The 25,886-nt window shown below is 58.2% G+C and carries 22 protein-coding genes; all 22 read left to right on the top strand.

Annotation, left to right across the window (positions count from 1 at the left end; translation table 11 throughout):
• The first annotated feature begins 322 nt into the window (after positions 1-322).
• The 22 genes from ENJ37_09705 to ENJ37_09600 all read left to right on the top strand — a co-directional run bounded on the left by ENJ37_09705 (position 323) and on the right by ENJ37_09600 (position 25,623).
• Complete coding sequence (locus ENJ37_09705) at positions 323-1,822, top strand: hypothetical protein (protein ID HHL40769.1); 1,500 nt, start codon at positions 323-325, stop codon at positions 1,820-1,822.
• Positions 1,823-1,944: 122 nt separating this feature from the next.
• Positions 1,945-3,066 (top strand): glycosyltransferase family 1 protein, encoded by a 1,122-nt coding sequence (locus ENJ37_09700; protein HHL40768.1) that lies wholly within the window; start codon positions 1,945-1,947, stop codon positions 3,064-3,066.
• Positions 3,063-4,892 carry a hypothetical protein gene (locus tag ENJ37_09695; protein ID HHL40767.1) on the top strand — a complete coding sequence of 610 codons (1,830 nt, stop codon included), beginning with the start codon at positions 3,063-3,065 and terminating at the stop codon, positions 4,890-4,892. Before ENJ37_09700 ends, ENJ37_09695 begins: the two co-directional genes overlap by 4 nt.
• Positions 4,886-5,818 carry a hypothetical protein gene (locus tag ENJ37_09690; GenBank protein ID HHL40766.1) on the top strand — a complete coding sequence of 311 codons (933 nt, stop codon included), beginning with the start codon at positions 4,886-4,888 and terminating at the stop codon, positions 5,816-5,818. Before ENJ37_09695 ends, ENJ37_09690 begins: the two co-directional genes overlap by 7 nt.
• Complete coding sequence (locus ENJ37_09685; GenBank protein HHL40765.1) at positions 5,803-6,471, top strand: class I SAM-dependent methyltransferase; 669 nt, start codon at positions 5,803-5,805, stop codon at positions 6,469-6,471. Before ENJ37_09690 ends, ENJ37_09685 begins: the two co-directional genes overlap by 16 nt.
• Complete coding sequence (locus ENJ37_09680; protein HHL40764.1) at positions 6,468-7,478, top strand: glycosyltransferase; 1,011 nt, start codon at positions 6,468-6,470, stop codon at positions 7,476-7,478. The genes ENJ37_09685 and ENJ37_09680 overlap by 4 nt, the downstream gene beginning before the upstream one ends.
• Positions 7,447-8,847: an O-antigen ligase domain-containing protein gene (locus tag ENJ37_09675; GenBank protein ID HHL40763.1), complete on the top strand. Its 1,401-nt coding sequence runs from the start codon at positions 7,447-7,449 to the stop codon at positions 8,845-8,847. The genes ENJ37_09680 and ENJ37_09675 overlap by 32 nt, the downstream gene beginning before the upstream one ends.
• 38 nt (positions 8,848-8,885) lie before the next feature.
• Complete coding sequence (locus ENJ37_09670) at positions 8,886-10,298, top strand: radical SAM protein (protein ID HHL40762.1); 1,413 nt, start codon at positions 8,886-8,888, stop codon at positions 10,296-10,298.
• Positions 10,299-10,313: 15 nt separating this feature from the next.
• A complete protein-coding gene (locus tag ENJ37_09665) occupies positions 10,314-11,360 on the top strand; it encodes a radical SAM protein (protein ID HHL40761.1) in 1,047 nt (348 codons plus the stop codon).
• Positions 11,360-12,535, top strand: a complete 1,176-nt coding sequence (locus ENJ37_09660) for a glycosyltransferase family 2 protein (GenBank protein HHL40760.1) — start codon at positions 11,360-11,362, stop codon at positions 12,533-12,535. Before ENJ37_09665 ends, ENJ37_09660 begins: the two co-directional genes overlap by 1 nt.
• Complete coding sequence (locus ENJ37_09655) at positions 12,535-13,290, top strand: envelope biogenesis factor ElyC (protein ID HHL40759.1); 756 nt, start codon at positions 12,535-12,537, stop codon at positions 13,288-13,290. Before ENJ37_09660 ends, ENJ37_09655 begins: the two co-directional genes overlap by 1 nt.
• 37 nt (positions 13,291-13,327) lie before the next feature.
• On the top strand, positions 13,328-13,966 hold the full coding sequence (locus tag ENJ37_09650; protein ID HHL40758.1) for a sugar transferase: 639 nt from the start codon (positions 13,328-13,330) through the stop codon (positions 13,964-13,966).
• Between the two features lie 15 nt (positions 13,967-13,981).
• Complete coding sequence (locus ENJ37_09645) at positions 13,982-14,734, top strand: class I SAM-dependent methyltransferase (protein HHL40757.1); 753 nt, start codon at positions 13,982-13,984, stop codon at positions 14,732-14,734.
• Between the two features lie 24 nt (positions 14,735-14,758).
• A complete protein-coding gene (locus tag ENJ37_09640; GenBank protein ID HHL40756.1) occupies positions 14,759-15,583 on the top strand; it encodes a transketolase in 825 nt (274 codons plus the stop codon).
• Positions 15,580-16,509, top strand: coding sequence for a hypothetical protein (locus tag ENJ37_09635; GenBank protein ID HHL40755.1), 930 nt, complete (start codon positions 15,580-15,582; stop codon positions 16,507-16,509). Before ENJ37_09640 ends, ENJ37_09635 begins: the two co-directional genes overlap by 4 nt.
• The gene (locus tag ENJ37_09630) at positions 16,506-17,621 is read left to right on the top strand and encodes a DegT/DnrJ/EryC1/StrS family aminotransferase (protein HHL40754.1); all 1,116 of its coding nucleotides are present in this window, start codon (positions 16,506-16,508) and stop codon (positions 17,619-17,621) included. The genes ENJ37_09635 and ENJ37_09630 overlap by 4 nt, the downstream gene beginning before the upstream one ends.
• The gene (locus ENJ37_09625) at positions 17,611-18,399 is read left to right on the top strand and encodes a class I SAM-dependent methyltransferase (GenBank protein HHL40753.1); all 789 of its coding nucleotides are present in this window, start codon (positions 17,611-17,613) and stop codon (positions 18,397-18,399) included. Before ENJ37_09630 ends, ENJ37_09625 begins: the two co-directional genes overlap by 11 nt.
• A 178-nt stretch (positions 18,400-18,577) precedes the next feature.
• Positions 18,578-19,786, top strand: coding sequence for an NAD-dependent epimerase/dehydratase family protein (locus tag ENJ37_09620; GenBank protein ID HHL40752.1), 1,209 nt, complete (start codon positions 18,578-18,580; stop codon positions 19,784-19,786).
• The gene (locus ENJ37_09615) at positions 19,716-20,846 is read left to right on the top strand and encodes an NAD-dependent epimerase/dehydratase family protein (protein ID HHL40751.1); all 1,131 of its coding nucleotides are present in this window, start codon (positions 19,716-19,718) and stop codon (positions 20,844-20,846) included. Before ENJ37_09620 ends, ENJ37_09615 begins: the two co-directional genes overlap by 71 nt.
• Before the next feature lie 3 nt (positions 20,847-20,849).
• Positions 20,850-21,629, top strand: coding sequence for a sugar phosphate isomerase/epimerase (locus ENJ37_09610; protein ID HHL40750.1), 780 nt, complete (start codon positions 20,850-20,852; stop codon positions 21,627-21,629).
• A gap of 719 nt (positions 21,630-22,348) precedes the next feature.
• Positions 22,349-23,884, top strand: coding sequence for a response regulator (locus tag ENJ37_09605; GenBank protein ID HHL40749.1), 1,536 nt, complete (start codon positions 22,349-22,351; stop codon positions 23,882-23,884).
• A 377-nt stretch (positions 23,885-24,261) separates the two neighbouring features.
• Entirely contained in the window at positions 24,262-25,623 is a 1,362-nt protein-coding gene (locus ENJ37_09600; GenBank protein HHL40748.1) for a DUF1015 domain-containing protein, read from the top strand.
• Positions 25,624-25,886 lie beyond the last annotated feature (263 nt).

Genomic DNA, 25,886 nt, shown 5'->3' with positions numbered 1-25,886 from the left:
TATCATGCGACTCTACACCTGGCCGATGCTCAAGAAAAAGATCGAGAGATTTGGTTTCGGAAAGGTAAGGTCTTTTAGTGACTGGAACTTTTCTCCTTACTCCGAGAAAAGGTGCGAGCATCTTATTATAAGCGCGGTGAAGAAACCTTAGATAAGTTGCAAAAGAAATCTGGATACGTGAGTACAACGAGGTGCACGCCCACAGTGGCAGATACTGCTATGGAAAGACCACGATGTAGATTTCCCGAGACTCTCTACACCTTGCTCATGAAAAATAGACATAGGGAACACCTTGCGGTCAGAAACGGTCATTCAGTAGGGAGTGTCAGGACAAGATTTGATTACTACAGATAGCAGGAAGAAGGCTGGCGGTGACAAGCTCTTGGAGCTTTTTGTCAAGGACTCTTTGTGGTACGGTCTTTCCACTTTCTTTGTCAACATACTTACGCTCTTTCTCATAAAGCTCCATACTGCTTACCTCGACAGCGGCGAGTACGGCCTGCTCGCCCTGATCGAGATGGCTAAGGGGTTTTTCTTTATCCTCTGCGAGTGTGGGTTCTCCGCTTCTGTCCTGAGATACTACGAGAAGTATGACTCCGGGCAGGACAAGAGGCGTGTCGTCTTTACGGCCATTGTCTTCCTCGCCGTAACGGGCGCGGCGTTCTTGCTCGTCTCCATCGCCACAGCCGAGCCGCTTGCCACCAGCCTCTTGGGGGCTGTCGACGACGGACGTTCGCTCATAATCATAGCCGCGGCCACGGTCGTATTCTCGGTCTTCAACTCGGTCCTTTTCAGCCTCATGAGGATACGCAGCCAGTCGAGGCGTCTTGCGGCGATCCTTACCCTGAAGACTTTCTCGATGCTCGTCCTCAACGCCGTACTCCTTGCGCATTTCGACATGGCTATCGCGGGAGTCCTGCTCGCCTCCCTTATGGCGGAAACTCTCGTATGTGTTATAATCGCTCCCGGTGCCATCGTCGAGAACTACGGTAGCTTCGATAGCGGTATGCTCAAGGATATGCTCGGCTACGGTGTCCCTCTCGTACCGCACTCGATGAGCAAGGTGGCCCTTTCCATGGCCGACAGGTTCATACTCGCCCTCTTCCTGACCATGCCGGCCGTGGGCCTCTACTCGCTGGGCTACAAGGTCGCCTCCATAGTGCTTTCCTTGATGGGGCCGGTGCAGAAGGCCTGGGCGCCTTTCGTCTTCCGGGCTGCAGGAGACAGGCAGATGGCCGGTCGGATAGGTTTTACGGCCCTCTGTTATATGTTGCTCATCTGCACTGTCGGGCTCGGACTTTCACTCTTTGCCAGGGAAGTTACGCTTCTGCTGTCAAGCGGAGCTTACATCGACGCTTACAGGATAGTGCCCGTTGTCGTGGCCGGATTCCTCTGGCTTGCACTCTACAACATAGTCTCCTGGGAGATGGGATATACGGAAAAGACGAGTTACTTTCCACTTATAACGGGAGTTTCGGCTGTTGTAAACGTGTTGCTCAATATGGCGCTCATTCCCATTTATGGCATTGCAGGGGCTGCATGGGCCACGCTGCTGGCCTATGCCGTGTCGGCACTAATGGCCTACAGGATATCGAGAAGCCTTATCGCCACCAGATATCGGGGGCTATATACGGCCTTCTCGGTCGTCATGGTCACGGTACTGGGCGTGTCGTTTATCGAGGAGCTCGATATAAGTGTAAAGGTCTTAATGATGGCGTTGTGGCTTGCCTTCTCCTTCCGGCTCATCGCTTCGGCGGCCGAAGAGGTCTTTTCAAGTCCTTTGGGACTTCTCGTCAAGCGATTTCTCGGCGGGCTTGCATGAATACAGCTTGAAAGATATAGCGTCTTTATATAAAATCAGTCGCCGATAACGTCTTTCCATCGTGATAGCCACAACCACGTTGGCTTGGGGTGTCAGGGATAGCGACCTTTGAGAGTCTGCATATGAACGACAAGAAACTCGTTCTCTTCTTTACATATTCAGTCAGTCTTGGAGAGTGGGAGGATGTGGGGATACTGGAAAGGGAGTTGACACTCTACAGAAGAGTCGCGCCAGCTCTCGGCAGGATATTTTTTTTCACCTATGGCGACAGGGATGACGAGCGCTATAGTGCGGTACTGAGCAACCTCACGGTTCTCGTCAACAAATGGTCGTTTTCCAATCTTCTCTTCAGTTTTATCGGTCCCCTGTTGCATGGCAGGAAGCTAAAAGGCGCGGACTTGTTCAAAACCAACCAGCTTTACGGCTCCTGGTCGGCGCTCATCGCAAAACTTATCTTCAGAAAGAAATTGATAGTGCGCGGCGGCTACTGCTGGACTTTCTTTCTCAAGAAAAGGGGGTTTGGTCCACTGGTAATGGCCGTAGCGACGGCACTCGAATATCTGGCCTTCCGGTTCGCCGATGTGATAGTACTGCCCGACACCATCACGATAGACCACGTGAAGAAGAGGTACGGTATCCCTGCCGGCAAGATAAGGATGATCCCAAACTATGTGGACACCGAACTCTTCCGGCCTATGGATGAGGTGAAGAGGCGAAGGGGACGGATCTGTGTTGTGGCCAATCTCAAGCCCCAGAAGAATCTCTCGTCATTGATTAGCGCCGTAAGGGGCTTACCCGTGAAGCTCGTTGTCATGGGTGTGGGGGAACTGAAGGTGGGGCTGGCCGAGCAGGCCGAACGTGAGGGGGTGGATGTGGAATTCCTCGGTTCTGTTCCCAACAGAGACCTGCCAAGGGAGATAAACACTTCGGAGATATTCGTCATGCCTTCGCACTACGAGGGTAACCCAAAGGCGCTTCTTGAGGCCATGGCCTGCGGCACCGCTGTAGTAGGAACCAATGTGCCGGGCATAAGGAATATCATCGACCACGAAAAAAATGGTCTTCTCTGTGAGCCTACGGTTGATGGGCTTCGGGAGGCCGTATCGAGGCTGCTCTGTGATGACCCACTCAGGGAAAAGCTCGGCAGGGATGCCCGCGCCTATATAATGGAGAACAACTCCATCGATGTCATAGTCGATAAGGAGCTCGCCATGTACAAAGAGCTTCTGGAGGTGGCTTGTTGAAAGAACTCTTCCTCTACGATAAGAGGAGGCTGCGCAACAAGGGAAGGCTTTCGACACTCTTTGGTTTTTATGACTCGATCAGTGACGGCCTCGTGTCGAGGCTTGCGCGCACGACACCTCTCATCCCCTACGATATTGACTTCGATGAAGTGAAACCGGTACGAATCGTCACGGAGATGATAAGGCGGTGGGCCGCCATGAATCCATTGATGCATGATGGTGTGAGTCTTGCCCAGGTCGCCATGTACAAACTTGCAGGCTACAACGGTTCTCTTCACTATCTCGTGAAGGAAGCTGCGCGGGCCGAAGGCCTGCTTGCGAAAGGGCCGCCCGAGAGGGTACGCCTTTACGGTAGCCTCTCCCCCTTTGGAGACTTTCTCTCAGAGGCGGCATGGAAGCGCGGAGCGTCGGTATCTGAGATCCCGCCCTTTCTCTTCAAGGCCCTGCGAAGGCTCGCCTGGGGGCTCCACTACAGGATAGGGTACTATGCCAACGAAACGGCGCTTTTGGAGACTACTGCTACTTCCCGCCCCTTTGAAGGTCCCGGACGAGAAGTCTACGCCATGGCAGTGGCGTCGCGTATAAATTATCTCAATCCCATCATGCCGGTACTTAGGGAGCTTGCCGGGCGCGGTAGAAAGATAATGGTAGCCATGCCAAGAAAGGACGTCTTCGGCAGGAACAATATCATCGATGTGCCCGGTATAGAGGCTGTCTATATAGACGACTTTATCACCGCCGAGAGCAAGGCCCGCTACAGACGGTTCCGCAGGGAACTCCCTGCTGTGCTGCAAAGCAATGAAGCTCGTCTCCGGGCGCTTTTCAGTTGCTACGGTGTAGATATCTGGCCTTTCCTGAAAAGGGGAATGAAAGAGGTATACGGCAGTGTCCTGCCTGAAGCAGCCTTGTACGTCGATGCGGCCGGTGAGTTGTTGCGCTCCTGTACGCCGAAGGTGCTTATAACCGCCAGGCTCAGAAGGCTCCTGGAGAGGGCTTTTTTTGCCGTGGCCAGGACAAGCTGTGGAGTGCCTGGCGTTCTAATACCGCACGGCTTCATCCGCACAAACGTTGTCGATGAAGGGTATGACCTGATCGATACCGTCTGTGTATGGAGCGAAGACCAGAAGGAGATTGTAAGGGCGCTTTGTGGTTTTCAGGGGGTCGGCCCAAGGGTGGTCGTCACTGGAAAACCGTACTGGTCGCTTCCCGAAGCCGGAGCGGTGGGCCGGGAAGATGCGAGAAAGACCATGGCGGAGGAGCTCGGTATCGACGAGCGAGGGATTTGGGTGACCCTCGCCACAGCCATAACCGAAGAGATGTATCCCGAGATACTCGATGCTGTGACCGGCATAGAGGGTTGCCATCTTATAGTCAAGAGCCATCCTTATAGCATTTCCGACGCCAAGGGCTACTACAGGAAGGCTACGCCAGATGCCCTTGCTTCCCGGGTCACCCATGTCACACAGGTTTCGGACAACTATAAATTGCTGAAGGCTTCGGATGTGGTCGTAACCTTCGCATCTACCATGGAGCTCGACACCGTCGTGGCCGGAGCTCCTCTTGTGCTCGTCCAATTTCCGAGCATAAGACCCAGAGGGGTTGAAAGTCTTCTTGACGCCGCGAGGTACGGCCTTCTCGTCGCCGGAGACGGCAAGGAGCTTTCACGCATGATAAGGGAGATAGTTTCAGGCGGCGAGGCGGCCAGAAGGGCAAGGGATGCTGCCAAGCGTGTCCTCGACGACTATGCACGGTGTATTGACGGTAATGCGGTAGACAGGGTAATAAGGGCCATGGATGAAACAGCAGGAGAGGCAACGTTTTGCTGATAAAGATTGACGGCAAGGAAAGGAAGCTCCCTGATTTTCTCGTCGTAGGGGCGGCCAGAAGCGGAACCACTTCCATGTACATGTACCTGAGTCAGCATCCGGGTATCTTCATGCCGAGCGTGAAAGAGCCGTCTTTTTTCTGCTACGCCGAAGGTCTTCCTTTCGACGGCTCTTTTTCTCGGGCCATGACCCTTGAGCAGTACTGTAGCCTTTTTGCTCCAGCCGCTTCGGGGCAGTGTATAGGTGAGGTCTCTCCTATGTACATGGTCTACTGTAACGAGACCATAAAGGCCGTCAAAGATTTTTACGGTAAGGGGGAGGTCGAACCCGCTATTGTCATGATATTGCGGGACCCCGTCTCCAGGGCCTTTTCCCACTTCACCACGAAACACAGCCGTGGGCTCGAACCAAAGCCCTTCGAGGAGGCTGTAAGAGATGAAGTGGTCAGGCAGAGGATTGCGAGCGGTTGGCCTGCAAGCTACGACTATGTGGGACTGGGTCGCTACTATGAAAAAGTCAGGCTCTATAAGGAGAATTTTTCCCGCGTAAGGGTATACCTATATGAGGACCTGACGAAGCGTCCCCAATGGCTGATGAAAGACCTCTTTGGTTTTATCGGAGTGGATGATTCATTTGTGCCATCGGATCTCGGCAAGCGCTTCAATAGCGCCGGCCTTCCAAAGACCCCACTGCATGCCGCGGCTTATAAGCTCCTGACAAGGTACAACCCGGCCGCCTTTCTGGCCCGCAGGTTGCTGCACGAGAGGACGAAGACAAAACTGCTCAAGATGCTTCGCGGTAGACTCTTTTCATCCAACGGCGCTGGCCTTGATGCCGAAACCGAGGCGCGGCTGCGGGCGGATTTTAGAGAGGACATCCTTAAGCTTCAGGACCTTATCCGCAGGGACCTATCGGGGTGGCTGTGACGGAGAACAGGGCGGAGAGGTTGCCGGTGGATGAGGTCACCGGCTACAGGGACCGACGTGAAAGGGCCGAGTATATCTATAAGGTGTACGGTCGTTATCTCCAGGGCAAGGTGCTCGACGTTGGGTGCGGTGACGCATACCTGCGGCCCTTTGTGGATGACTATACCGGTGTAGACATCGTGGGAGCCCCTGATGTGCGGGCCGATTTGGATTCAGGTGTGCTGCCGTTCGGGGGGGCGACATTCGACTGTGTTGTCTGTACCGATGTTCTCGAACATGTCGATGCGCTTCATACCCTCTTCGGTGAGTTGCTGCGATGTACGCGCCGTTACGTTGTGCTGAGTCTGCCCAATTGCTGGCCGCCTGTGGTGAAGAGGTCGCTTCTTATGAGCAAGGCAGGGGTAAAGTTCTACGGTCTGCCGCTTAAGAAACCGATGGACAGGCACAAGTGGTTCTTCAATATTAGTGAGTCCGTCGACTTCATCCGCGGCGTCTCCGGCTCCGACAAGGCATCGAACGTTGAAGTGGTGAAGATGGATGTTTTTTATGGCAAGCGATGGAAAAGGATCATCGGCAGATTCTTCGATGCAGACCGGGCTCTGAACAATCTTTTCGGTGAGGCCCTGTGGGTGGTTCTCGAAAAGAGGCGGTGAGCGACAGACCGGTTCCCACCGTGAATACCTGGAAGATGATGGATATGGAGAAAAGACCGAAGGTGACCGTTTTGATGAGCGTCTACAACTGTGAACGCTACGTCGGCGAGGCAGTCGAGAGCATACTTGGCCAAACCTTTGAAGACTTCGAATTCCTTATATATAACGACGGTTCCACCGATTCGACTGCAGACGTTCTGGCCGGCTTCAAAGACTCGAGGCTCCAAGTGATACACCAAGAGAATGTGGGGCTTACCAGGACGCTTAACCGGGGGCTTCAGGCCGCACGTGGACAATACATAGCAAGGATGGACGCCGACGACGTCTCCAGGCCGGAGAGGCTCGAAAAGCAAGTGGCTTTTCTGGACGCAAATCCAGATTACGCTCTCGTCGGCTCCTGGTACGTCCGCTTCAACAGAGAGGACGGCATATATCTCGACGTTTCGGAACCGGTGACGAATGAAGAGATCGGAAAGGTAATAAAATACGCCTCGCCATTCGCTCACGGTTCCGTGACCTTCAGAAAGGATTGCGTGCTTGCGGTGGGCGGATATAACGAGGACTACCGCTTCATGCAGGACAGGGAGTTGTGGATAAGGTTGGCGGCAAGGTATAAGGTCTGCAACCTGCCGGAGCACCTCTATATGCTCAGGCTCACGCGGAGCAACATCGCTTCCATGCTCGGCGACACCTTTGCCCCCGGCTCGTTGCATGCGACTGTTCGTTATCATCTCTTATGGGCCAAGGCCTTTTTGAGAGACGGCAGCAGCACCGAGGCTCGGCGCCATTTGATGAAAGCGCTGAGGCTTAAGCCCGTCAACTCGGCACCTCTATTGCTGCTGATGGCCTCCTGTCTGCCGCATCGCTGGTATCTCGGAGTGAGGCAGGTATGGACGCTTACGCTCAGGCGTTTTGATCTGTGGCACAGGATGGTTAAGTTTCCGGCATTCGGCTATCCAGCAAAGAACTCGGACGATGCAAAGCCAGAGCGTCAGCACAATACATAGAGAGCGTGATATCGTAAATCTCGGCGGCTATCTGCTGGTGGCCACAGTGATCGCCAACTTCTTTCTCAAAGTGGTACGACTGCCACTGCCGGGGCTCTCCTCGATTACTTTGGCCAATACAATGGCCATCATAACCTTTTCTTATATCTTTATCAGGTCATCGCTCGACGATGAGCTCAGGCGACGTTTTCTCGACTCTTTCGTTGCTCTCTGGCCCGCCGTCGCGCTATGTGTCTTTGCGGCCCTGTCCACCCTTTCGGCCGTGCTTTTACACAGAGTGGGCGGAACGGATGTATTCAGTCGTTTCGCTCAGTGGGGATACGATTACCAGATGGGGATACTGCTGCGTTTCTATACGGCCGTACTGGGGGCTTTCATCGGTTATATTCTCATAAAAGATAGGGCAACGCTTGAGAAGGTAATGGTGGTGCTCGTCATAGGCGGTATGTTGTCGGTGGGACTCGGCTATATCCAGATATTCTTCGGCGGCCCCTACTTCGGTCCCGAGGAGCTCCAGACCCAGTATCGTCTCCACGACCAGTATGTGGTAAAAGGATTCTTTCCCCGGGAAAACGCTTTCGGCATGAGCATGATCTTTCTGATCCCTTTCCTCGTGGCTTACGGCTTTGGAAGCAGGTTTGGCATATTCAGGCCTCTTTTCCTGGCGGCACTGGTGCCAACCTTCGTGGTCACCTTGATGGCAGGCAACCGTTCGGGAGTCCTCGCATCGCTTTTGGCCATCCTCGCCCTTTCCTTTCTGCTCGGTCAGGTCAAAAAGAGCAATTCGATCTATCTGCTCTTCCTGTCGGCCATACTTGTATACGCCGCTGTAAAGAATTTCGAGTCATTGAGCATGCGGCCGGAGTTCATCGTGTCCAGTGTAGATGCTCCTTCGTTGGTGGTCAGACTCGATATGATAAGGGTCGGTTTTCTCATGATGCTCGACTATCCCCTTACGGGTGTGGGCGCGGGAGGATATCCGCTCTTTTTTGAGAATTATGTTTCATCCAATTTTGTAAGCTCGCTCTACGTATTTTTTTCGAGCACCCAGGAAGGCTGGTCGTGGCCCCATAACGCCTTTGCCAGGATGGCTGCGGATCACGGGGTGCCGGGGCTTCTCATGTTTTCGGCTGTCATGGTCAAGGGCTACAGGGATTTCACGATGGGTCTTCGCAAGGCATGCGGCGGCGAAGAGAGGTTCGCCATAGCGGTATTCTTTGCTGTATTCATCGGTTACACTCTGGGGTTTCAGACAAAAGATTACGTGCAGAACTTCGACTTCTGGATATTCCTCGGCATAGCCGCCGGTTGCAGGCGCTGGCCCGGCGGTGACGGGGCGCGGCGGCGGCCTGCAGACGCCGGAGCGTAAGTCTTGGGCGCTTTGGTCGTAAAGGAAGGTTCTCCATTATGAAGGTACTCTTCGTCTATCCGAATATAAGCGGCCACGAAGCTCCGCACCAGGGACTCATGGCGCTTTCCGGCTATTTGAAGCAGGCCGGCCACGAGACAGCTCTCGTGGATTTCACTTTCGGCGACTCCCAGGTTCGTCAGCTCACACGGGCGGTTAAGTTTAATCCCGACATGGTGGCCTTTACCTCAACTTCCGGCCTCTTCCGTTTCTCCGTAGAGTTTGCGGGGTTGCTGAAAGAGAGGCTCAAGGTGCCGATAATCTTCGGCGGGTCCCATGCCACCATAGCTCCCGATAAGGTCATCGCCCAGGATGCCATCGATATGCTGTGCATAAACGAGGGTGAGGAGGCCATGGCCGAACTGCTCTCGAGGATTGAGGCAGGCGAGGACTATAGGGATATAAGAAATCTCTGGGTAAAGAAGGACGGTCAGGTCTACCGGAACCCGGTACGTCCGCTCATCGCAGACCTGGACAGCCTACCATATCCCGACTTCGACCTCTTCGACATGGAGAGGTATCTGAGTGTGCGCAACGGTACGTTCCACATGATAACGAGCCGCGGCTGTCCGTTCCCATGCAGCTACTGTATCAACTTCGAACTCCAGCGCATCCAGGGCCAGAAGGGAAAAGACTACCTCCGCAAACACAGTGTCGATTACATAATCGGCCTCATCTCTTACGTCAAGGCCCGATATCCCATAAATATGCTCGCCTTCGAGGATGATCTCTTCACCATGTTCGAGGACTGGCTGAGCGACTTCGCCGACAAATACCGCAATGCCTTTCCGGGCCTTCCCTTTTACTGTAACCATCGTATCGGCAACAAGGATGAAAAGGTATTCAGATACCTCAAGGATGCCGGCTGTGTCCACGTGCAGATGGGTATAGAGGCTGGTGACGAGTACATAAGAAAGAACGTTCTCAAACGCTATATGTCAGATGAACAGATAATCAGGTCCTTTGAGCTTGCCAGGGAGATGGGGCTCAGCCGGTCGTCATACAACATTATAGGTAGCCCCCATGAGACGATAGACCAGATAAGGAAGACGATCTCTCTTAATGAGCGTGTCCAGCCTGACGACATGGGCATCTCCATATTCTGTCCCTATCCAGGCACCAAGCTCTATAAGCTGTGCATTGAGGAAGGGCTCATAGAGCCGGACTTCGAGGTGCCCTGTCAACACCGCTCTGTCGTGGTACTGAATTATCCGGAGGAGAAGAAAAGACAGATAAAGAAGATGAAAAAGATCTTCCGTTACGAGGTGTATAAGAGGCACAATCTGCGCAAGGCGCTCATCTTTCTTTTCTTCGACTCCTTTTATGACGTGTTCGCCGCCGTGCGAAGGAAGATACCCATGGGGTTGAAGACGACGCTCCACCAAATATACGCGGCCCTTACGAGCCATTAGCGTATAGGTGCCGTGATGATGGAAGATCTCTATTACGGGATGAGATGGAAACTCAGAATGGTATCCGCCTTTATCAGGGGGCTCTACGCCGTGAACGTGATGCGCTCGCCAGGCGTAATTCTGCCCTCCATGCTTACGATCAAGATCACGGATCGGTGCAACTACCGTTGCGTAATGTGCAATGAGTGGAAGATAGGCGACCGTGCCGAAGAGCTCTCGAAGGACGCATGGCTCACGGTCCTCGATGACTTCAGGGATATGGGCGGCTTTTCTGTCAGGTTCACAGGCGGTGAGGTCTTCATCAGAAAAGACATCTATAAGATCATTGCGCACGCCAAGTCCATAGGGCTACGGGTTTCGGTAGCCACCAACGGCCATTTTATAGAGTATTCACTTCCAATGCTCGTCGAGTCGTCCGTGGACCACATAACCGTCTCTCTTCACGGCCGCAAGGAGATCCATGACGCCATCGTGGGTGTGGAGGCCAGCTACGACGCCGTGACCGCGGCGGTTGAGAGGCTTGTGGATGCCGGCTTTCCGACGAGCATTGCCTTCACCGTGCTCAAAGACAATATCGGCGATATAGAGTACGCCGTAGACTTGGCCAGGCGGAAAGGCGCTACCATAGGTTTCAATATCTTCGATACCAATCCCTATTTCTTCAAAGACATCGACAGGAGTCTCGCCCCCTCTACCGAGGCCATGGAGCGCGTCACACGACTTTTGGTTGCACTCAAAAAGAAATGGCCTAAAACCGTCAGAGAGAGTGTGGAAGTACTCGAGACGATACCGGCCCTTTGCAGGGACTCGAGACTGCCTGACTACTACTGCGCCAGGGTTCTAATGGAGGTCTCGGTCGACAGCTTTGGAAACGTCTATCATGGATGTTGGGCCATGCCGTCGGTTGGCAACCTCAAGTCAGCCGGACTCGACGAGATATGTCGCAGTCGAGCCTACCTCGAACAAAGGCTCAAGGGCTTTCTGAAAGAGTGCCCGGGATGCACCTGCGGCTTCGGGCTTGACGTGAAGATGAATCTCCTGAGACGAAGGGACAGGCAGTGATGGATTCGGTGTTTGCGACAGCGGCAGGTATAGTCTTCAGCTTTTCGTTGTTGACGCTCGCCTACACGTGGTTCGGTTATTACGGCATATTGACGTTGCTTTCCGGTTTTGGCCGTAAACGATCTGTACCGACAGGAGACGATACATTCACCCCTTCGGTCAGCATCCTCGTATCGGCCTATAACGAGGAAGACGTCATCGCCAAGAGGATAGAGAACCTGCTCGCCCTAGATTATCCGGCCGACCGGCTGGAGATACTTATCGGCTCCGACGGCTCTACGGACGGCACGGTCGAGGCGGCCCGCACTTTCGAGGGGAGAGGCGTAAAGGTCGTGGCCTTTGAGGAGAACAGGGGCAGGGCCGATGTCCATAACGACCTGGTCGCTATGGCCGAAGGCGAAATACTGGTCTTCACCGACGCCGATACGGAATTCGAGCCCGAGTTTGTGAAGAAGATCGTAAGACCCTTTTCGGACCCGAAGGTCGGCGCGGCCGTAGGCAGGCTCTCCTACAGGGTCGAGGGCGGGGCGATCGCCCGCAACGAGGGGCTCTATTGGCGTTATGAGTTGAGGCTCAAGGAGCTCGAGAACAGGCTCGGCTTGGTCAATAACGGCACAGGGGCGTGCATGGCGTTCAGAAAGGAGCTCTTTACTCCGTTAAGGCCGGTCGATGATATAGATACCGCCTCGGTTATCGACATAATCCTGGAAGGCTACAAGGTCGTCTATGTAGAGGATGCCCTCGCATACGACATCCCCCCCCACAGCGCAAGAAGCGAGTACAAGGCGCGTGTCAGGGGGACATCTAAGACCGTGGCCAGTGTCTTCGGCAGGGTCGGCATGCTCGAGTGGTTCAAGCACCCCGTCGTTACATGGAGCCTCTTTTCGCACAGGTTCCTCAGATATATGACGCCGTACTTCATGGTGATCGCCTTCCTCTCCAATGCGTCCCTCCTGGGCGAGGGGTTGCTCTACAAGTCGCTGTTCATGCTCCAGGCCGCCTTCTACCTCTTCGTCCTCGTTGGCTGGGTGGCTGACAGGGCACACAGGTACGTTCCGCTCGCATCGAGCCTTTACAGTTTCTGCGTGGCCATGTCGGGCATGATGGTAGGCGTGGCCAAGGCGGTCGCCGGAAGGGTCACGGTGACATACAAAACCGAGGACGGTATGCCGTAATGGCTATAGGCAAGTCTCTGATACATCTTATCTTTCCGTTGCCGCTCTGCCTGGAGCTCACCACGGTGGGGCTCGTCCTCCTGTGGTTTACAAAGAGACAATTCTTGGGGAGGGTCTTCGTCACGGCTGGGCTGGTGCTGCTGCTTGCCTTCTCAAGCCAATACATATCAGGAGCGCTCCTTGCCCCCTTCGAGTATGAATATCCCCCTGGAGGCCTCGAAGAGGGCACGTCTCTCAGCGACGGGACGGTGGACATCGTGGTCCTCGGTGCCGGCTATTTAGAAGACGAAGGGCTTCCACTCACGGGGCGCTTGGGAGACGCCGCACTAATACGGACCGTTGAAGGCGTAAGGCTTTATAAGAGGCTTGGGCGGGCAAGGCTCATCCTGTCGGGAGGGTCCTTTTCGGAGACCAAGCCCTCGGAGCTCATGGCGCGACTTGCAGTAGAGCTCGACGTGGCGGCTGACGATCTGATAGTGGAGAAGCAGTCCTTGAATACCCATGAAGAGGCCGTGCTCCTCAAGCCGCTTTTGGAGGACAGGAGGTTTCTGCTCGTTACTTCCGCCTCTCACATGCCGCGCGCCATGGCGCTTTTTAGGGCGCAAGGTTTAGACCCGGTGGCCGTACCGACGGGACACCTCGTCTCAAGGGAGCGGTCGGTGGGACTTCCCAGCGCCAAAGGGGTAGAGATGGCCGAGAGGGCCTTTTACGAGTACTTCGGCCTCTTGAAGGAGCGGCTCATGGGGCACATATAGTGCCGCCGAGCATGCGAAGGGTAAGGTGGCGGAATCGATGAAGGAGACAGAGGCCGCGAGCACCTCCTCTCTGAACAGAGGCGACTGGGGCAAGCGTACTTTCGACATCGTCTTTTCCGTTGCCGGATTGATGGTGTTGTCCCCCATCATGCTCACCGTCTCTCTGCTCATACTTGTTGAGGACGGCCTGCCGCTCTTTTACAGGGGACTCAGGGTCGGTCGCTACGGAAGGCCCTTCAATATATTGAAATTCCGCTCCATGGTCAAAGACGCCGAGAAGATAGGCGGCTCATCCACCCCGGAGGACGACCCGCGTATCACGAAGGTGGGGAGGTTCATAAGAAGGTACAAGCTCGACGAACTTCCGCAGCTTATTAACGTGCTGAAGGGTGAGATGAGTTTCGTCGGTCCCAGGCCGCAGGTCCAGTGGGCGGTAGATCTTTACTCGGAAGAGGAGAGGCTGCTCCTTACGGTGAGACCGGGGATCACCGACTACGCCTCGATAAGGTTCAGGAACGAGTCCGAGATTCTCAAGGGCAGTAAGGACCCCGACAGGGACTACCTTGAAAAGATAGCTCCGGAGAAAAACAGGCTCGGGCTCGAGTATGTCAGGACGAGGTCGCTTCTTGTCGACCTGAAAATAATATTTTCGACCTTGGCGGCCATCTTCAAGTAGGAAGTGGAGGAATATATGAGGACCGTGACCCCCGAGGGTGGTTTCAGGACTGACTCCGAGAGAGAGGCGGGCAGGAAGATAGAGGAGGTCTTCCTGCGTAACCCCGAGAGCATCGAGGTCAAGCTCGACAACTTTCCTAAGTACATAAGACGCCAGAAGCTTACAAGGCTTCTGGCCCTGTACGAGATATTCAAGAAGGTCCTTCCCGTGAAGGGCTCCATAGTGGAGTGCGGTGTGTACAGGGGTTTCAGTCTCATGGCCTGGGCCAACATGAGCGCCGTGCTCGAGCCAAACAACCTTACACGTCGCATATACGGCTTCGACACCTTCGAGGGCTTCCCGGAGGTGAGTGAGAAGGACTCGAACCGCCTGATGGAGGCCGGAGCGGGGCAGCTGTGCTCGAACTCATTCGACGAATTGAACGAGCTTATCGACATCTACGACTCCAATAGGTTTCTCGGCCACGTGAACAAGGTAAGGCTCATAAAGGGAGATGTAACCAGGACCATCCCGGAGTTCATATCGGAGAACAAACACCTCGTCGTAAGCCTCCTCTTTCTCGACATGGACCTCTACGAGCCGACGAAGGTGGCCATAGAGAGTTTTTTCCCGAGGATGCCTAAAGGTGCTATCATGGCCTTTGACGAACTCGACAATCCCATCTGGCCCGGCGAGACGGAGGCGCTGCTCGATTCCATCGGCGTCGGGAGGCTCAGGATCGAGAGGGTCGAGTTCGATCCATACATAGGCTACGCTGTCATAGATTAGCGGGCCGCTTCGAGGAGTGTTGGAATGACAGGAAAAGCTGGTCTCGAAAAATACCTGCACTTGTCTAAGAAGGTCAGAAGGTCCATACTCGACATGGCCTACAGGACGCGAAGTCCCCACATCGGCTCATGCTTTTCCTCGGTGGAGCTGCTGTGCGCCCTATATTTCGGGGTGTTGAGGCACGGTCCTGACGACAGGACGCGGCCTTGCCGCGACAGGTTCGTCATGAGCAAGGGCCATGCGGCCATGGTGCTCTACGCGGTGCTCCATGAGGCCGGCTTTCTCAGCGACGAGGATATCGACGGCTTCGCCGTCAACGACGGCGTGCTCGAACAGCACCCGACGCGCCAGATCGAAAAGGGCATAGAGGTCTCCACCGGCTCGCTCGGCCATGGTCTCTCCATCGGCGCCGGCATGGCGCTTGCCGCCAAGCGTGACGGTCTCGACTATCGTGTATACGTGCTCTTGAGTGACGGAGAGCTCAACGAGGGCTCCAGCTGGGAGGCGGCCATGTTCGCCGCCCACCACGGTCTTGACAATCTGACGGCCATAGTGGACTACAACAAGATCCAGGCCCTGGGACGCACAAGCGACATAATAGAGCTCGAACCTCTGGCCGCACGGTGGAAGGCTTTCGGATGGGGAGCGGTGGAAGTGGACGGCCACGACTGCGCCGCCGTTCTGGACGCTTACGGGGCATTGCCTTTCGAGAGGGGGCATCCGAGCGTCGTCATAGGTCACACCTTGAAGGGAAAGGGGATATCGTTCATGGAGGATGAGCTTCTGTGGCACTACCGGGCGCCGGACCGTGATGAGTATGAAAGGGCGAAGATGGAGCTTGCATCGTGAGGGCGGCGTTTTTCAAGGCACTGAAAGAGAGGGCCGAAGACGACGGGGACCTTTACCTTCTTACCGCCGACCTCGGTTTCAGGCTCTTCGACGATTTCAAGGAGGCATTCCCCGAGAGGTTTCTCGACATCGGCGTGGCCGAGGGGAACATGATCGGCACGGCCTGCGGGCTTGCCCTGTCTGGCAAGAACGTATTTTGCTACTCCATAATCCCCTTCATCACGATGCGGGCCTACGAGCAGATACGCATGGACGTGGCCTATCACGACATCGGCGTGAAGCTCATCGGCGTGGGCGGCGGGTTCACCTACGGTCTCGAGGGCTTCAGCCACTTCGGCATAGAGGACCTCGCCCTCATGCGCGCCATGCCCAACATGTCGGTCGTGGTGCCCGCCGACCCGGCCGAGGCCGAGGTGCTGGCCCGCATATCTTCAGAGTTCGACAGGCCCCTTTACATCCGCATGGGAAAGACGGGAGAGCCTCTTATCCATGACGGCCCTCCCGACTTCAGGCTCGGCAGGGGTATGGTGCTGGCCGAGGGAAGCGATGTTGCGCTGCTTGCTGTGGGGAGCATGGTCAAGACGGCCCTCGACGTGAGGAAGACGCTCTCGGGCAGGTCGCTCTCCGCTACGGTCGTGAACATGCATACGCTGAAACCACTGGACACCGGGCTCGTAAAGGAGTGCGCCCTGTCGCACGCCGCCGTCTTTACCCTTGAGGAGCACAGCGTCATAGGGGGACTGGGCTCCGCAGTGGCTGAGGTCTTGAGCGAGATATCCTACGGCGGGCTCTTCAGGCGGGTGGGCATCCCCGAAAAGCTGTGCGGCCATGTGGGCGACGGAGAGCACCTGAAGCGGCGTTACGGGCTGGGGGCCGCCGAGGTGGCCGAACTCATAATAAATAACATGGAGAATGCCGAGCCATGACAAGCTATCGGGTCAGGTACATCGACTACCCCAGGCACTTCAGAAACAACGAAAAGGAGTACATGGAGATAATCCATGACGTCCTCTCCAGAGGGGACCTCATGCTGAGGGGGCAGCTCAGGAGCTTCGAGGAGCACCTGGCGCGCTTTTGCGGCACACGTTACGCCGTGGGCGTGGGGAACTGCACGGAGGCGCTCCTGCTTGCCCTGAAGGCGGCCGGCGTGGGGCCCGGCGACGAGGTGGTTACGGTTTCGCACACCTTTGTGGCCACCGTCTCGGTCATCAAGCATCTCGGAGCAACACCGGTGCTGGTCGATATAGGCGACGACCACCTGATGGACGCGGCCGCCATGGAGCAGGCCCTTACGGATAAGACAAAGGCGATTGTGCCGGTACAGCTCAACGGCAGGATAAACGGAGAGATGGACAGGATCATGCGTATTGCCGGAGAGCGCGGCATCGCCGTTGTCGAGGACTCGGCCCAGGCCCTCGGGGCGGTGCTCGGCGGCCGCAAGGGAGGAAGCTTCGGCCTTGCCGGCTGCTTCAGCTTCTATCCGGCAAAGCTGCTCGGCGCATTCGGCGACGGCGGCGCCGTGGTGACCGACGACGAGGAGGTGGCCGAGCGTGTAAGGCTGCTGCGCAATCACGGGAGGGCGGCCGACGGAGAGATAGTCGAGTGGGGCTACAACTTCCGCATGGACAACCTTCACGCCGCTATTCTCGATTTCAAACTCGGACTGCTGCCGGGATGGCTCGAAAGGCGAAGGGCCATAGCGGCGCTCTACGATGAGCTTCTGCGTGACGTGGCGGAGCTCAGGCTCCCGCCATCGCCCGAGAGCGGGACGGCCCGCTACGATGTCTTCCAGAACTACGAGGTGGAGGCCGAGGACCGTGACGCCCTTGTAAGGCACCTCCGTGAGCGGGGCGTAGAAACCATGCTCCCCTGGGGCGGGAAAGGGGTGCACCAGTTCGAGGCCCTGGGGCTCGACTTTGATCTCCCGCGCACTGACGAGGTCTTTTCTAAGGTGCTGCTTCTACCCATGTACGTCGAGCTCGAGGACGACGGCGTCGAGTACGTGGCGCGGTCGGTCAGAGAGTTTTATGGCCGTTAAGACCGAGACGGACTACCATAGCATCACCGAGCTGCCCGGCGCAGGGGCGTCGAAGGAGCAGATCAAAAGGCTTTACACACGCTACCGCTTCGCCGCTCCCTACTGCAAGTCCAAGGATGTCCTGGAGGTGGCCTGCGGCTCCGGCATCGGTCTCGGTTATCTCGCGCAGACGGCAAGGCGTGTCGTCGGAGGCGACATAGACGATAGGAATCTCGGGATAGCAAAGGGTATTTACGCCGACGATCCGAAGGTCGCCGTCGATAAGATGGACGCCCATGCGCTTCCGTGGAGCGAGGCGTCCTTTGATGTGGTTCTCCTTTACGAGGCGATATACTACCTCGATGCCGAGAGGTTCGTATCAGAGGCCTTTCGTGTGTTGCGCGACGGAGGCGTCCTCATCGTCTGCACCGTGAACCGGGACTGGGCCGACTTTCATCCGAGTCCCTTCAGCACGCGCTACTTCTCGGTTCCCGAGCTCTCCGCCATGCTGAAGGAGGGCGGTTTCGGAGAAGTCGATTTCTTCGGCGATTCGCCCGTCGGGGACGGGGGGGTGAGCGGCAGTCTCCTCTCTCTTGTCAAGAGGGCCGCCGTGGCGCTCAACCTCATTCCAAGGACGTTGAAGGGCAGGGAGGTGTTGAAGAGGCTCGTCTTCGGCAGGCTCGAACCCATGCCCGCCGTGATCCACGACGGCATGGCACCATACGAACCGCCCGTGTCCATCCCGGCCGATCGGCCCTGCGGCGCTTACAAGGTCTTCTTCGTGGTGGCGAGAAAGTGAAGGTGTAGATGAGCCCCGGGCGCTCGCTTTGCGTCCATTGATGGCGTCGCCGGGAAAGGCCTTGTTGACAGTCTCTGTTTATATGTGCTTTACTGATGGGCCGTATCGAGTTGTTCGCGGCGGGCCTGAAGACCGGTGATGTCTGGGCGGCTAAAAACCATGGAGGTGACGAATCGACATGAAAGTATTCATAGCAGGCGTGGACGGGTATCTCGGCTGGTCGCTGGCGCTCCATCTCGCGGCCAGGGGCCATGAAGTGAGCGGATGCGACCTCTATCTCAGGCGCGAATGGGTGGCCGAGATGGGCTCCCAGTCGGCCACCCCCATAAGGCGCATGACCGAGAGGCTCGACGCCTTCCGGGAGCACTTCGGCGTCAATCTTCAGTTCAGGAAGGGGGACCTCCGCGACTACAACTTCGTCCACGAGTGCCTGCGCACCTTCGAGCCCGACGCCATCGTCCACCTCGGTGAAAACCCATCGGCTCCCTACAGCATGGTCGACGTCCACCACGCCACCTTCACGCAGGTCAACAACATCGTCGGCACCCTCAACATCCTCTACGCCATGAAGGCGACCTGTCCCGACGCGCACCTGGTCAAGCTCGGCACCATGGGCGAGTACGGCACGCCCAACATCGACATACCGGAAGGCTACTTCACCATCGAGTACAGGGGGCGCAAGGACACACTCCCCTTTCCGCGCCAGGCCGGAAGCTGGTACCACCAGTCAAAGGTCCACGACTCGAACAACGTCATGCTCGCCTGCAGGCTCTGGGGGCTGCGGGCCACGGACATCATGCAGGGTGTCGTCTTCGGCACGAGGATAGACGAGATGGGCGACGACGAGCGCCTCTGCACCCGTTTCGACTTCGACCAGTGCTTCGGCACGGCCATAAACCGCTACTGCGCCCAGGCCGTCATCGGTCACCCGCTCACGCCCTACGGCAAGGGAGGACAGCGCCGCGGCTTCCTGCCGCTTCGTGACTCCATGCAGTGTCTCACCATCGCCATAGAGAACCCGGCCGGGCGCGGCGAGTGCCGGGTCTTCAACCAGTTCGAGGAGGTCTACAACATAACCGAACTCGCCGAGAAGGTTAAGCGCGTGGCCGGTGAGTTCGGCCTCGACGTGACGGTGCGAAACCTCGAAAACCCCCGCCAGGAGATGGAGGAGCACTACTATAACCCTGACCACGAACACCTGCTGCGTCTCGGCTACAAGCCCACCCACGACGTGGAGGCCGAGATGCGCATAATGATAAAAGATCTGATCAAATACCGCGACAGGATAGAGGCCAGAAAGGAGGCCCTCATCCCCGATGTGCGCTGGAGCGGGGAGCGCAGGAAGGTCTCCTTCGTTGCGGCCCCGACGCCGGCCGGGGCGGAGTAGGAAGCCCTCCATGCGGCGTATCCTGATAACGGGCGGCTGCGGCTTCATAGGGACGAACCTCGTCTCACGGCTCGCCGGCCGCGCCGCCTCCGGTGCCGTGCGCATAAGGGTCCTCGACGACCTGAGCGTGGGCACCGAGGCGGCCCTTGCCGAGGCGGCGGCGAGCGGGGGGCTCGCCGTGCGCCGCCGCGACGCCGCCGCCCCTTCAAGCGCCTCCGGAGACGGCGATATCGACCTCATGGTCGGCGACATCCGCCGCAGGGACCACTGCCTGGCGGCCACCGAGGGCATCGACGCGGTGGTGCACCTGGCGGCCCACGCAGGCGTCATCCCGTCGGTGAAGGACCCCTTTCACGACTTCGAGGTCAACGCCGTCGGCACCCTCAACATGCTCGACGGGTCGGTGAAGAACGGTGTGGACCGTTTCATCCTCGCATCGTCCAACGCCCCCATGGGCAAGGCCGAGCCGCCCATGAGCGAAGAGAGGGCGCCGGCCCCCCTCTCGCCCTACGGCGCGAGCAAGCTCGCCTGCGAGGGTTACTGCAGCGCCTTTCACGGCTCCTACGGCCTGCGGACCCTGTCGCTGCGGTTTTCCAACCTCTACGGTCCCCGCTCGCTCCACAAGAACAGCGTGGTCGCCCGTTTCATAAAGGACGCCATGACAAAGGGCGGGCTCACCGTCTACGGCGACGGGCTCCAGACCCGCGACTTCCTCCATGTGGACGACCTCACGGGGCTTCTCGGCTCGCTCGTCGAGACGTCGGGAGACGAGGGGCCGTGGGGCGGGACCGTCAACCTCGGCACCGGCAGGGAGACGAGGATAATCGACCTTGCCCGCATGGTGTGTGAGCTCGCCGGGCCTCACGTGGAGATCGTCTTCGAGCCCGAGCGCAGGGGCGAGCTGCGGCGCAACTTCTCGGACATCTCGAAGGCCCGGCGCCTGCTCGGCTTCGAGCCGCGCATAGAGGTCGGCGACGGTGTGGCCTCGGTCTACCGCTGGTTCGCCTCCATGGGCGCGGAGCGCGTGGCGGCGGCGCCCACACTGTCGGGGAGCGAGTAGAGGGTGAAGAAGCGGCCTCTCCACGTACACGTGCCTTTCACTATCCTTGCAGAGCGCTTCGACGAGATAGTCGAGGCCCGCATAAACCCGGAGATATACTTCGACGCCGAGAGCCTGGACGGCGCCGACACCGCGCAGCTCGGGGAACTGGCCCGCGGGCTGCGGCGAAACGGCCTCGCCGCCACCTTTCACGGTCCCTACCTGAGCCTCAATCCAGGCGCGCCCGACGAGCGAGTAAGGGAGCTCACGGTGGAGAGGTACATGCAGGTGCTCTCGGCGGCCGCCATCTTCAGGCCGTCGGTGGTGGTCCTCCACGCCTGCTACGACGAAAGGGTCTACGACGGCGACAGGGAGCTGTGGTTCTCCCAGAGCATGAAGTCCTGGCCCGCCGTAGCGGACGAGGCCCGGAGGGTGGGCACCGTCATAGCGGCGGAGAACATCTTCGAGGAGGAGCCCTCTACGCTCGAGCGGCTTGTAAGGGCCGTGGACTCGAAGAGCTTCGGCGTATGTCTCGACTCGGGCCACCTCAACGTCTTCTCCACCGTGGCGCTCGAACGGTGGTTCGAGTCCGTGGGCTCCTTCATCGCCGAGGTCCACATCCACGACAACCACGGCCGTTACGACGAGCACCTGGCCGTCGGCGACGGCACCGTGGACTTCCCCCTCTTCTTCAGCCTCCTCGCACGCTACGCATCCGATCCCGTCTGCACCATAGAGCCCCACGGCGAGGACGTGCTCCGGCGCGCCCTCGATGCCGTGGCTCCCTACCTGGAGATCGAATAGAGGGCGTCCGTCCCTCTCCGGCTGCCTGACAGACGCGAAAACAGGGGGGCTTGCAGCTCCAGGCTCTCCGGGGGAACCTTCTGAAGAAGGGCCATGGGCCCCTCTTCCCCGCGTCCTCTCGTATGTTGTTCGCATGTTCGGCGCCGCCGGGGAGGTGCGGCCCGCGCCAGGCGGGATTTTTTACGCCTTTGCGGCCCGAACCTCCCCGCCGCCGCCAACGCAGCGGGCGCGGGCAAGGCGCAATAAATCAGGGCTTCCCTGGAGTCTCAGCGAAAGATTTGTAGTGGAACAATCGACTCCGATATGTTATGATTTCAAGGCGGATCGGCGATGCCGTCTTTCATCGATCTGCTTGCAACCCTTATCGACGGGCTCGCGCTTTAGTTGCCGAAAGTGTTCATCGTGAAAGAAGCAGACCATGGGGCCGTCAACGTCGCCCCCTCCCGCCCCGGAACCCGTCTACCACTTCATGTAACCGGATGTTTGCTCCCTGCTCCTGAGAATTTTCATGCACTCCGCCGCTTTAGGGGGAAGTCCGCATACGTCGTTTATCCCGTTCCACGGTCAATCCTCTCGACGCACACCAGTCACGGCCGCCCGGCCTGCGGGAGCTTGCAAAGAGGGGCGGACACGTTTCAGAGGCGTCGCCGCAGGGCTTCGTCCTCCGGCGAGGTCGGCGTTTAGTCTCCAGGGACCTGCCAAACGCGGAGTCGTTAGAGATGGCCAGAGAGAAGATCCTCGTAGTAGACGACGACCTGTCCGTTGGGGAGACCATAAAAAGGATGCTCTCCGCTGCGGGCTACAGGGTTGCGGTCGAGGGCGACGGCGACAAGGGGCTTGAAAGGTTTGCGGACGAGTCCTTCGACCTCGTGCTCACCGACATCATGATGCCCGCCATGAGCGGCCTCGAGTTCATAAACAGGCTGCGCCGCGACGTCTCCACCGACCTTCCGGTCGTGGTCATCACCGCCCACACGAGCTTCGAGACGGCCGTAGAGCTCATAAGGCACGGCGCCCAGGGCTTTGTGACCAAGCCCTTTACCCGTAAGGAGCTTCTTTCCACGGTGGAGGAGGTGCTGAGAAAGAGCGCCGTCGTAAAGGAGAACATAAAGCTCAAGGGTCTGCTTCCCATCTTCGAGGTGAACAAGCGCCTGCTCGTCGAGCACGACATCGACAGGCTTCTCGACATGGTCGTCGAGGAGAGCGCCCGTTACACCGGCGCCGAGCTCGCCTCCATTATGCTGCTCGACGACGACGGCTCGCTCATGATGAAGGCCTACAGGACCCGGCGCAGCGGCGCCGGCGGCCTCGACGACGGCTCCCTGAAGGTGATGGCCGGCGAGGGGTTCGTGGGCCGGGTGGCAGAGCAGAAGGAGCCCGTGGTGCTCGACAGCAGAACCGAGACGGACCCGCAGCTCAAAGAGATGATGCGCAAGCGCAACATCCGCTCGGCCCTGTGCCTGCCCATCGTGATGAAGGACGTCTCTCTCGGCGTGCTCAACCTCATAAACTTCAAGCGGGACCACCCCTTCTCGCACTCGGACCTCGAGATAGCCACCGTACTCTGCGGCCAGGCGGCCATCGCCATAGAGAACGCCAGGCTCTACAAGCGGCTGAGCGGCACCTACATGGGCATCATCGCCACCCTTGCATCCACCATAGAGGCCCGCGACCCCCACACCGGAGGACACGCCGCGCGCATGGTGCGCTACTCCGAGGCCATAGCAAGGGAGATGGGCGTTTCCGGCAGGGAGCTCGAAACCATACGCCGGGCGGCGCTGCTTCACGACATCGGCAAGATCGGCATACCCGACGGCGTGCTTCTCAAGAAGGGGACCTTTACGGACGAGGACTTCGCCGTCATAAAGGAGCATCCCGAGATAGGCGGCAGGATACTGAACAACATGGAGGGGCTCGAGGAAGTGGCCCTCCTTGTCAACTATCACCACGAGCACTACAACGGCCGCGGCTACCCCCACGGCGTGGGCGGCGACGCCATACCCCTCGGCGCGCGCATAATAGCCGTGGCCGACGCCTTCGAGGTCATGACCTCAGCGAGGCCGTACCGCCGGGCCGTCTCCGAGTCCGATGCCGTGGCCGAGCTGCGCAGGATGTCGGGCACGCAGTTCGACCCCAAGGTCGTCGAGGCCTTCGAGATGGCGCTCGCAAGGATGGGCCGCTTTGCCGGTCGAGGCGGCAAAGTCGTATCCCCCAAGGGCGCCGTCCACGTGCTCACCTCTCCCAAACGGGCTTGACGCAACCTGATTAAGGAAGTTCTGATTAATCACCCTGGGGGAAACTTTCTGTAGAAGGGCCACAGGCCCACGTTTCCCCCAGACCCCCTTCAAAGACTTTCAATTCCCTGCGGCTCATCCCGATTTTGCTTGCAAAATCGGGATGAGCCGCAGGGCGTTAAAAGTCTTTGGAGGGAGTCTGAGGGAACCTTTTTACAAAAAGGTTCCCTCAGGGTGATTAATCGGGGCTTCCTCAAAAACAGGTTGACACGCCGTCCGTCCGGCCGGTAATATACTCATCAATTCCTGATCGAGCTCGGAGTCGCTGGGGAAACTCTTGCGAAGAAGGGGCGCGCCCCAGGGTCTCCACGCCGAATTAGAAAACCGGGTGGGTTGTCATGACAGAGATTAGGCCTTTCAGGGCTATCCGCTACAACAAGGACAAGGTTGGGACCATGGACGCCGTCATGGCCCCTCCCTACGACGTCATCTCGCCGCAGCTCCAGGATGAGCTCTACAGGCGCCATCCCTACAACATCGTCCGTCTCATCCTCGGCAAGACGAGCGGTTCCGACCGTCCCGGCGACGACCGGTACTCCCGGGCCGCCGCCGACCTTGCCCGCTGGCTCGACGAGGGCGTGCTCGTGCGCGACGAGAAACCGGCCCTCTACTACTACACCCAGACCTTCGAGATCGACGGCGTGGAGCGCACGCGCAAGGGGTTCATCGCCCTTGCCCGTCTCGAGGAGCTGGGCGGCGGTTCTATCCACGCCCACGAGCGCACGCTCTCTGGCCCCAAGGCCGACAGGCTCAGGCTCATGGAGGCGTGCAAGGCCAACTTCAGCTCCATCTTCTCGCTCTACTCGGACCCGGAGCTCACCCTCAACCGCCTCTTCGACTCGGTCACAGGCGAGCCCCACCTGGACGTGGCCGACGACGAGGGCGTGAGGAACAGGCTCTGGGTCGTGGACGACCCCGACGTGCTCCGCCGGGCGGCCGAGTCCATGGCCGGCAGGAGTCTCTTCATAGCCGACGGACACCACCGCTACGAGACGGCCCTCAACTACCGCCGCATGATGCTCGAGGCAAGGCCCGATGCCACGGGCCTCGAGCCCTTCAACTACGTGATGATGTACTTCTCCAACATGGACGACGAGGGCATGGTCGTGCTTCCCACCCACAGGATCGTCCACGGCCTCGAAGGTTTCGACGGCGGGGACTTCTTGAGGCGCGTCGGCGCCTACTTCCATGTGACGGAGCTTCCCTTCGGCGCTGCCGGCGAGGCCGATGCGCGAAGGCGGCTCTTTGCGGGGCTCGACGAGGCCCACAGGGCCGGACGCAACGCCTTCGGCCTCTTCATGAGGGGCCGCGACTCCTACTGCCTGCTGACGCTCAAGGACCGCTCGGTGCTCGACCGCCTGCTGGGACCGTCGGTGCCGGAGGTCTACAAGTCGCTCGACGTGACCGTCCTCCACTCGCTCATAATCGGCGAGGTCCTGGGCGTGACGCAGGAGGATCAGGCGCGCCAGAAGAACCTCATCTACGTGAAGGGCTCCAGGGAGGTCATCGAGCGGGGCCGCGACGAGAAGGCCCAACTGCTCTTCATAATGAACCCCACCGACATCTCGGAGGTAAAGGCCGTGGCCGAGGCCGGTCTTGTCATGCCCCAGAAGTCGACCTACTTCTATCCCAAGCTCCTCTCGGGGCTCACCATAAACCCCCTGGCCGGGGAAGAGGCGGTCTGCATGGAGAGTCTTTGAGGGGGCTTGCCCGCGCCTTGGGCGGCACCGGCGAGGTTCGGGCCGCAAAGGCGTAAAAGATCCCGCCTGGCGCGGGCCGAACCTCGCCGGTGCCGCCGACATGCGAACAACATACGAGAGGGCGCGGGGGAACGTGGGCCTGTGGCCCTTCTTCAGAAAGTTTCCCTCAGAGTAACGAATCAGATGCTTTCATCCGTCGGCTTCGGGGAGCCGGCGGCAACACCCGCTGCCTTGGGGGCGGTAGCGGGGGAGGTTCGGGCCGC

The organism is Deltaproteobacteria bacterium (assembly GCA_011375175.1).
GTDB lineage: Bacteria > Desulfobacterota > GWC2-55-46 > GWC2-55-46 > DRME01 > DRME01.
The sequence above is the reverse complement of the archived record's forward strand: the minus strand, read 5'-3'. Positions and strand labels throughout refer to the sequence as shown.

Bases quoted from the DNA above. Each gene is read 5' to 3' on its own strand.
- ENJ37_09700 (HHL40768.1), top strand. From the start codon at position 1,945: ATGAACGACAAGAAACTCGTTCTCTTCTTTACATATTCAGTCAGTCTT.
- ENJ37_09675 (HHL40763.1), top strand. From the start codon at position 7,447: ATGCAAAGCCAGAGCGTCAGCACAATACATAGAGAGCGTGATATCGTA.
- ENJ37_09670 (HHL40762.1), top strand. From the start codon at position 8,886: ATGAAGGTACTCTTCGTCTATCCGAATATAAGCGGCCACGAAGCTCCG.
- ENJ37_09665 (HHL40761.1), top strand. From the start codon at position 10,314: ATGATGGAAGATCTCTATTACGGGATGAGATGGAAACTCAGAATGGTA.
- ENJ37_09660 (HHL40760.1), top strand. From the start codon at position 11,360: ATGGATTCGGTGTTTGCGACAGCGGCAGGTATAGTCTTCAGCTTTTCG.
- ENJ37_09655 (HHL40759.1), top strand. From the start codon at position 12,535: ATGGCTATAGGCAAGTCTCTGATACATCTTATCTTTCCGTTGCCGCTC.
- ENJ37_09650 (HHL40758.1), top strand. From the start codon at position 13,328: ATGAAGGAGACAGAGGCCGCGAGCACCTCCTCTCTGAACAGAGGCGAC.
- ENJ37_09645 (HHL40757.1), top strand. From the start codon at position 13,982: ATGAGGACCGTGACCCCCGAGGGTGGTTTCAGGACTGACTCCGAGAGA.
- ENJ37_09640 (HHL40756.1), top strand. From the start codon at position 14,759: ATGACAGGAAAAGCTGGTCTCGAAAAATACCTGCACTTGTCTAAGAAG.
- ENJ37_09630 (HHL40754.1), top strand. From the start codon at position 16,506: ATGACAAGCTATCGGGTCAGGTACATCGACTACCCCAGGCACTTCAGA.
- ENJ37_09625 (HHL40753.1), top strand. From the start codon at position 17,611: ATGGCCGTTAAGACCGAGACGGACTACCATAGCATCACCGAGCTGCCC.
- ENJ37_09620 (HHL40752.1), top strand. From the start codon at position 18,578: ATGAAAGTATTCATAGCAGGCGTGGACGGGTATCTCGGCTGGTCGCTG.
- ENJ37_09615 (HHL40751.1), top strand. From the start codon at position 19,716: ATGTGCGCTGGAGCGGGGAGCGCAGGAAGGTCTCCTTCGTTGCGGCCC.
- ENJ37_09605 (HHL40749.1), top strand. From the start codon at position 22,349: ATGGCCAGAGAGAAGATCCTCGTAGTAGACGACGACCTGTCCGTTGGG.
- ENJ37_09600 (HHL40748.1), top strand. From the start codon at position 24,262: ATGACAGAGATTAGGCCTTTCAGGGCTATCCGCTACAACAAGGACAAG.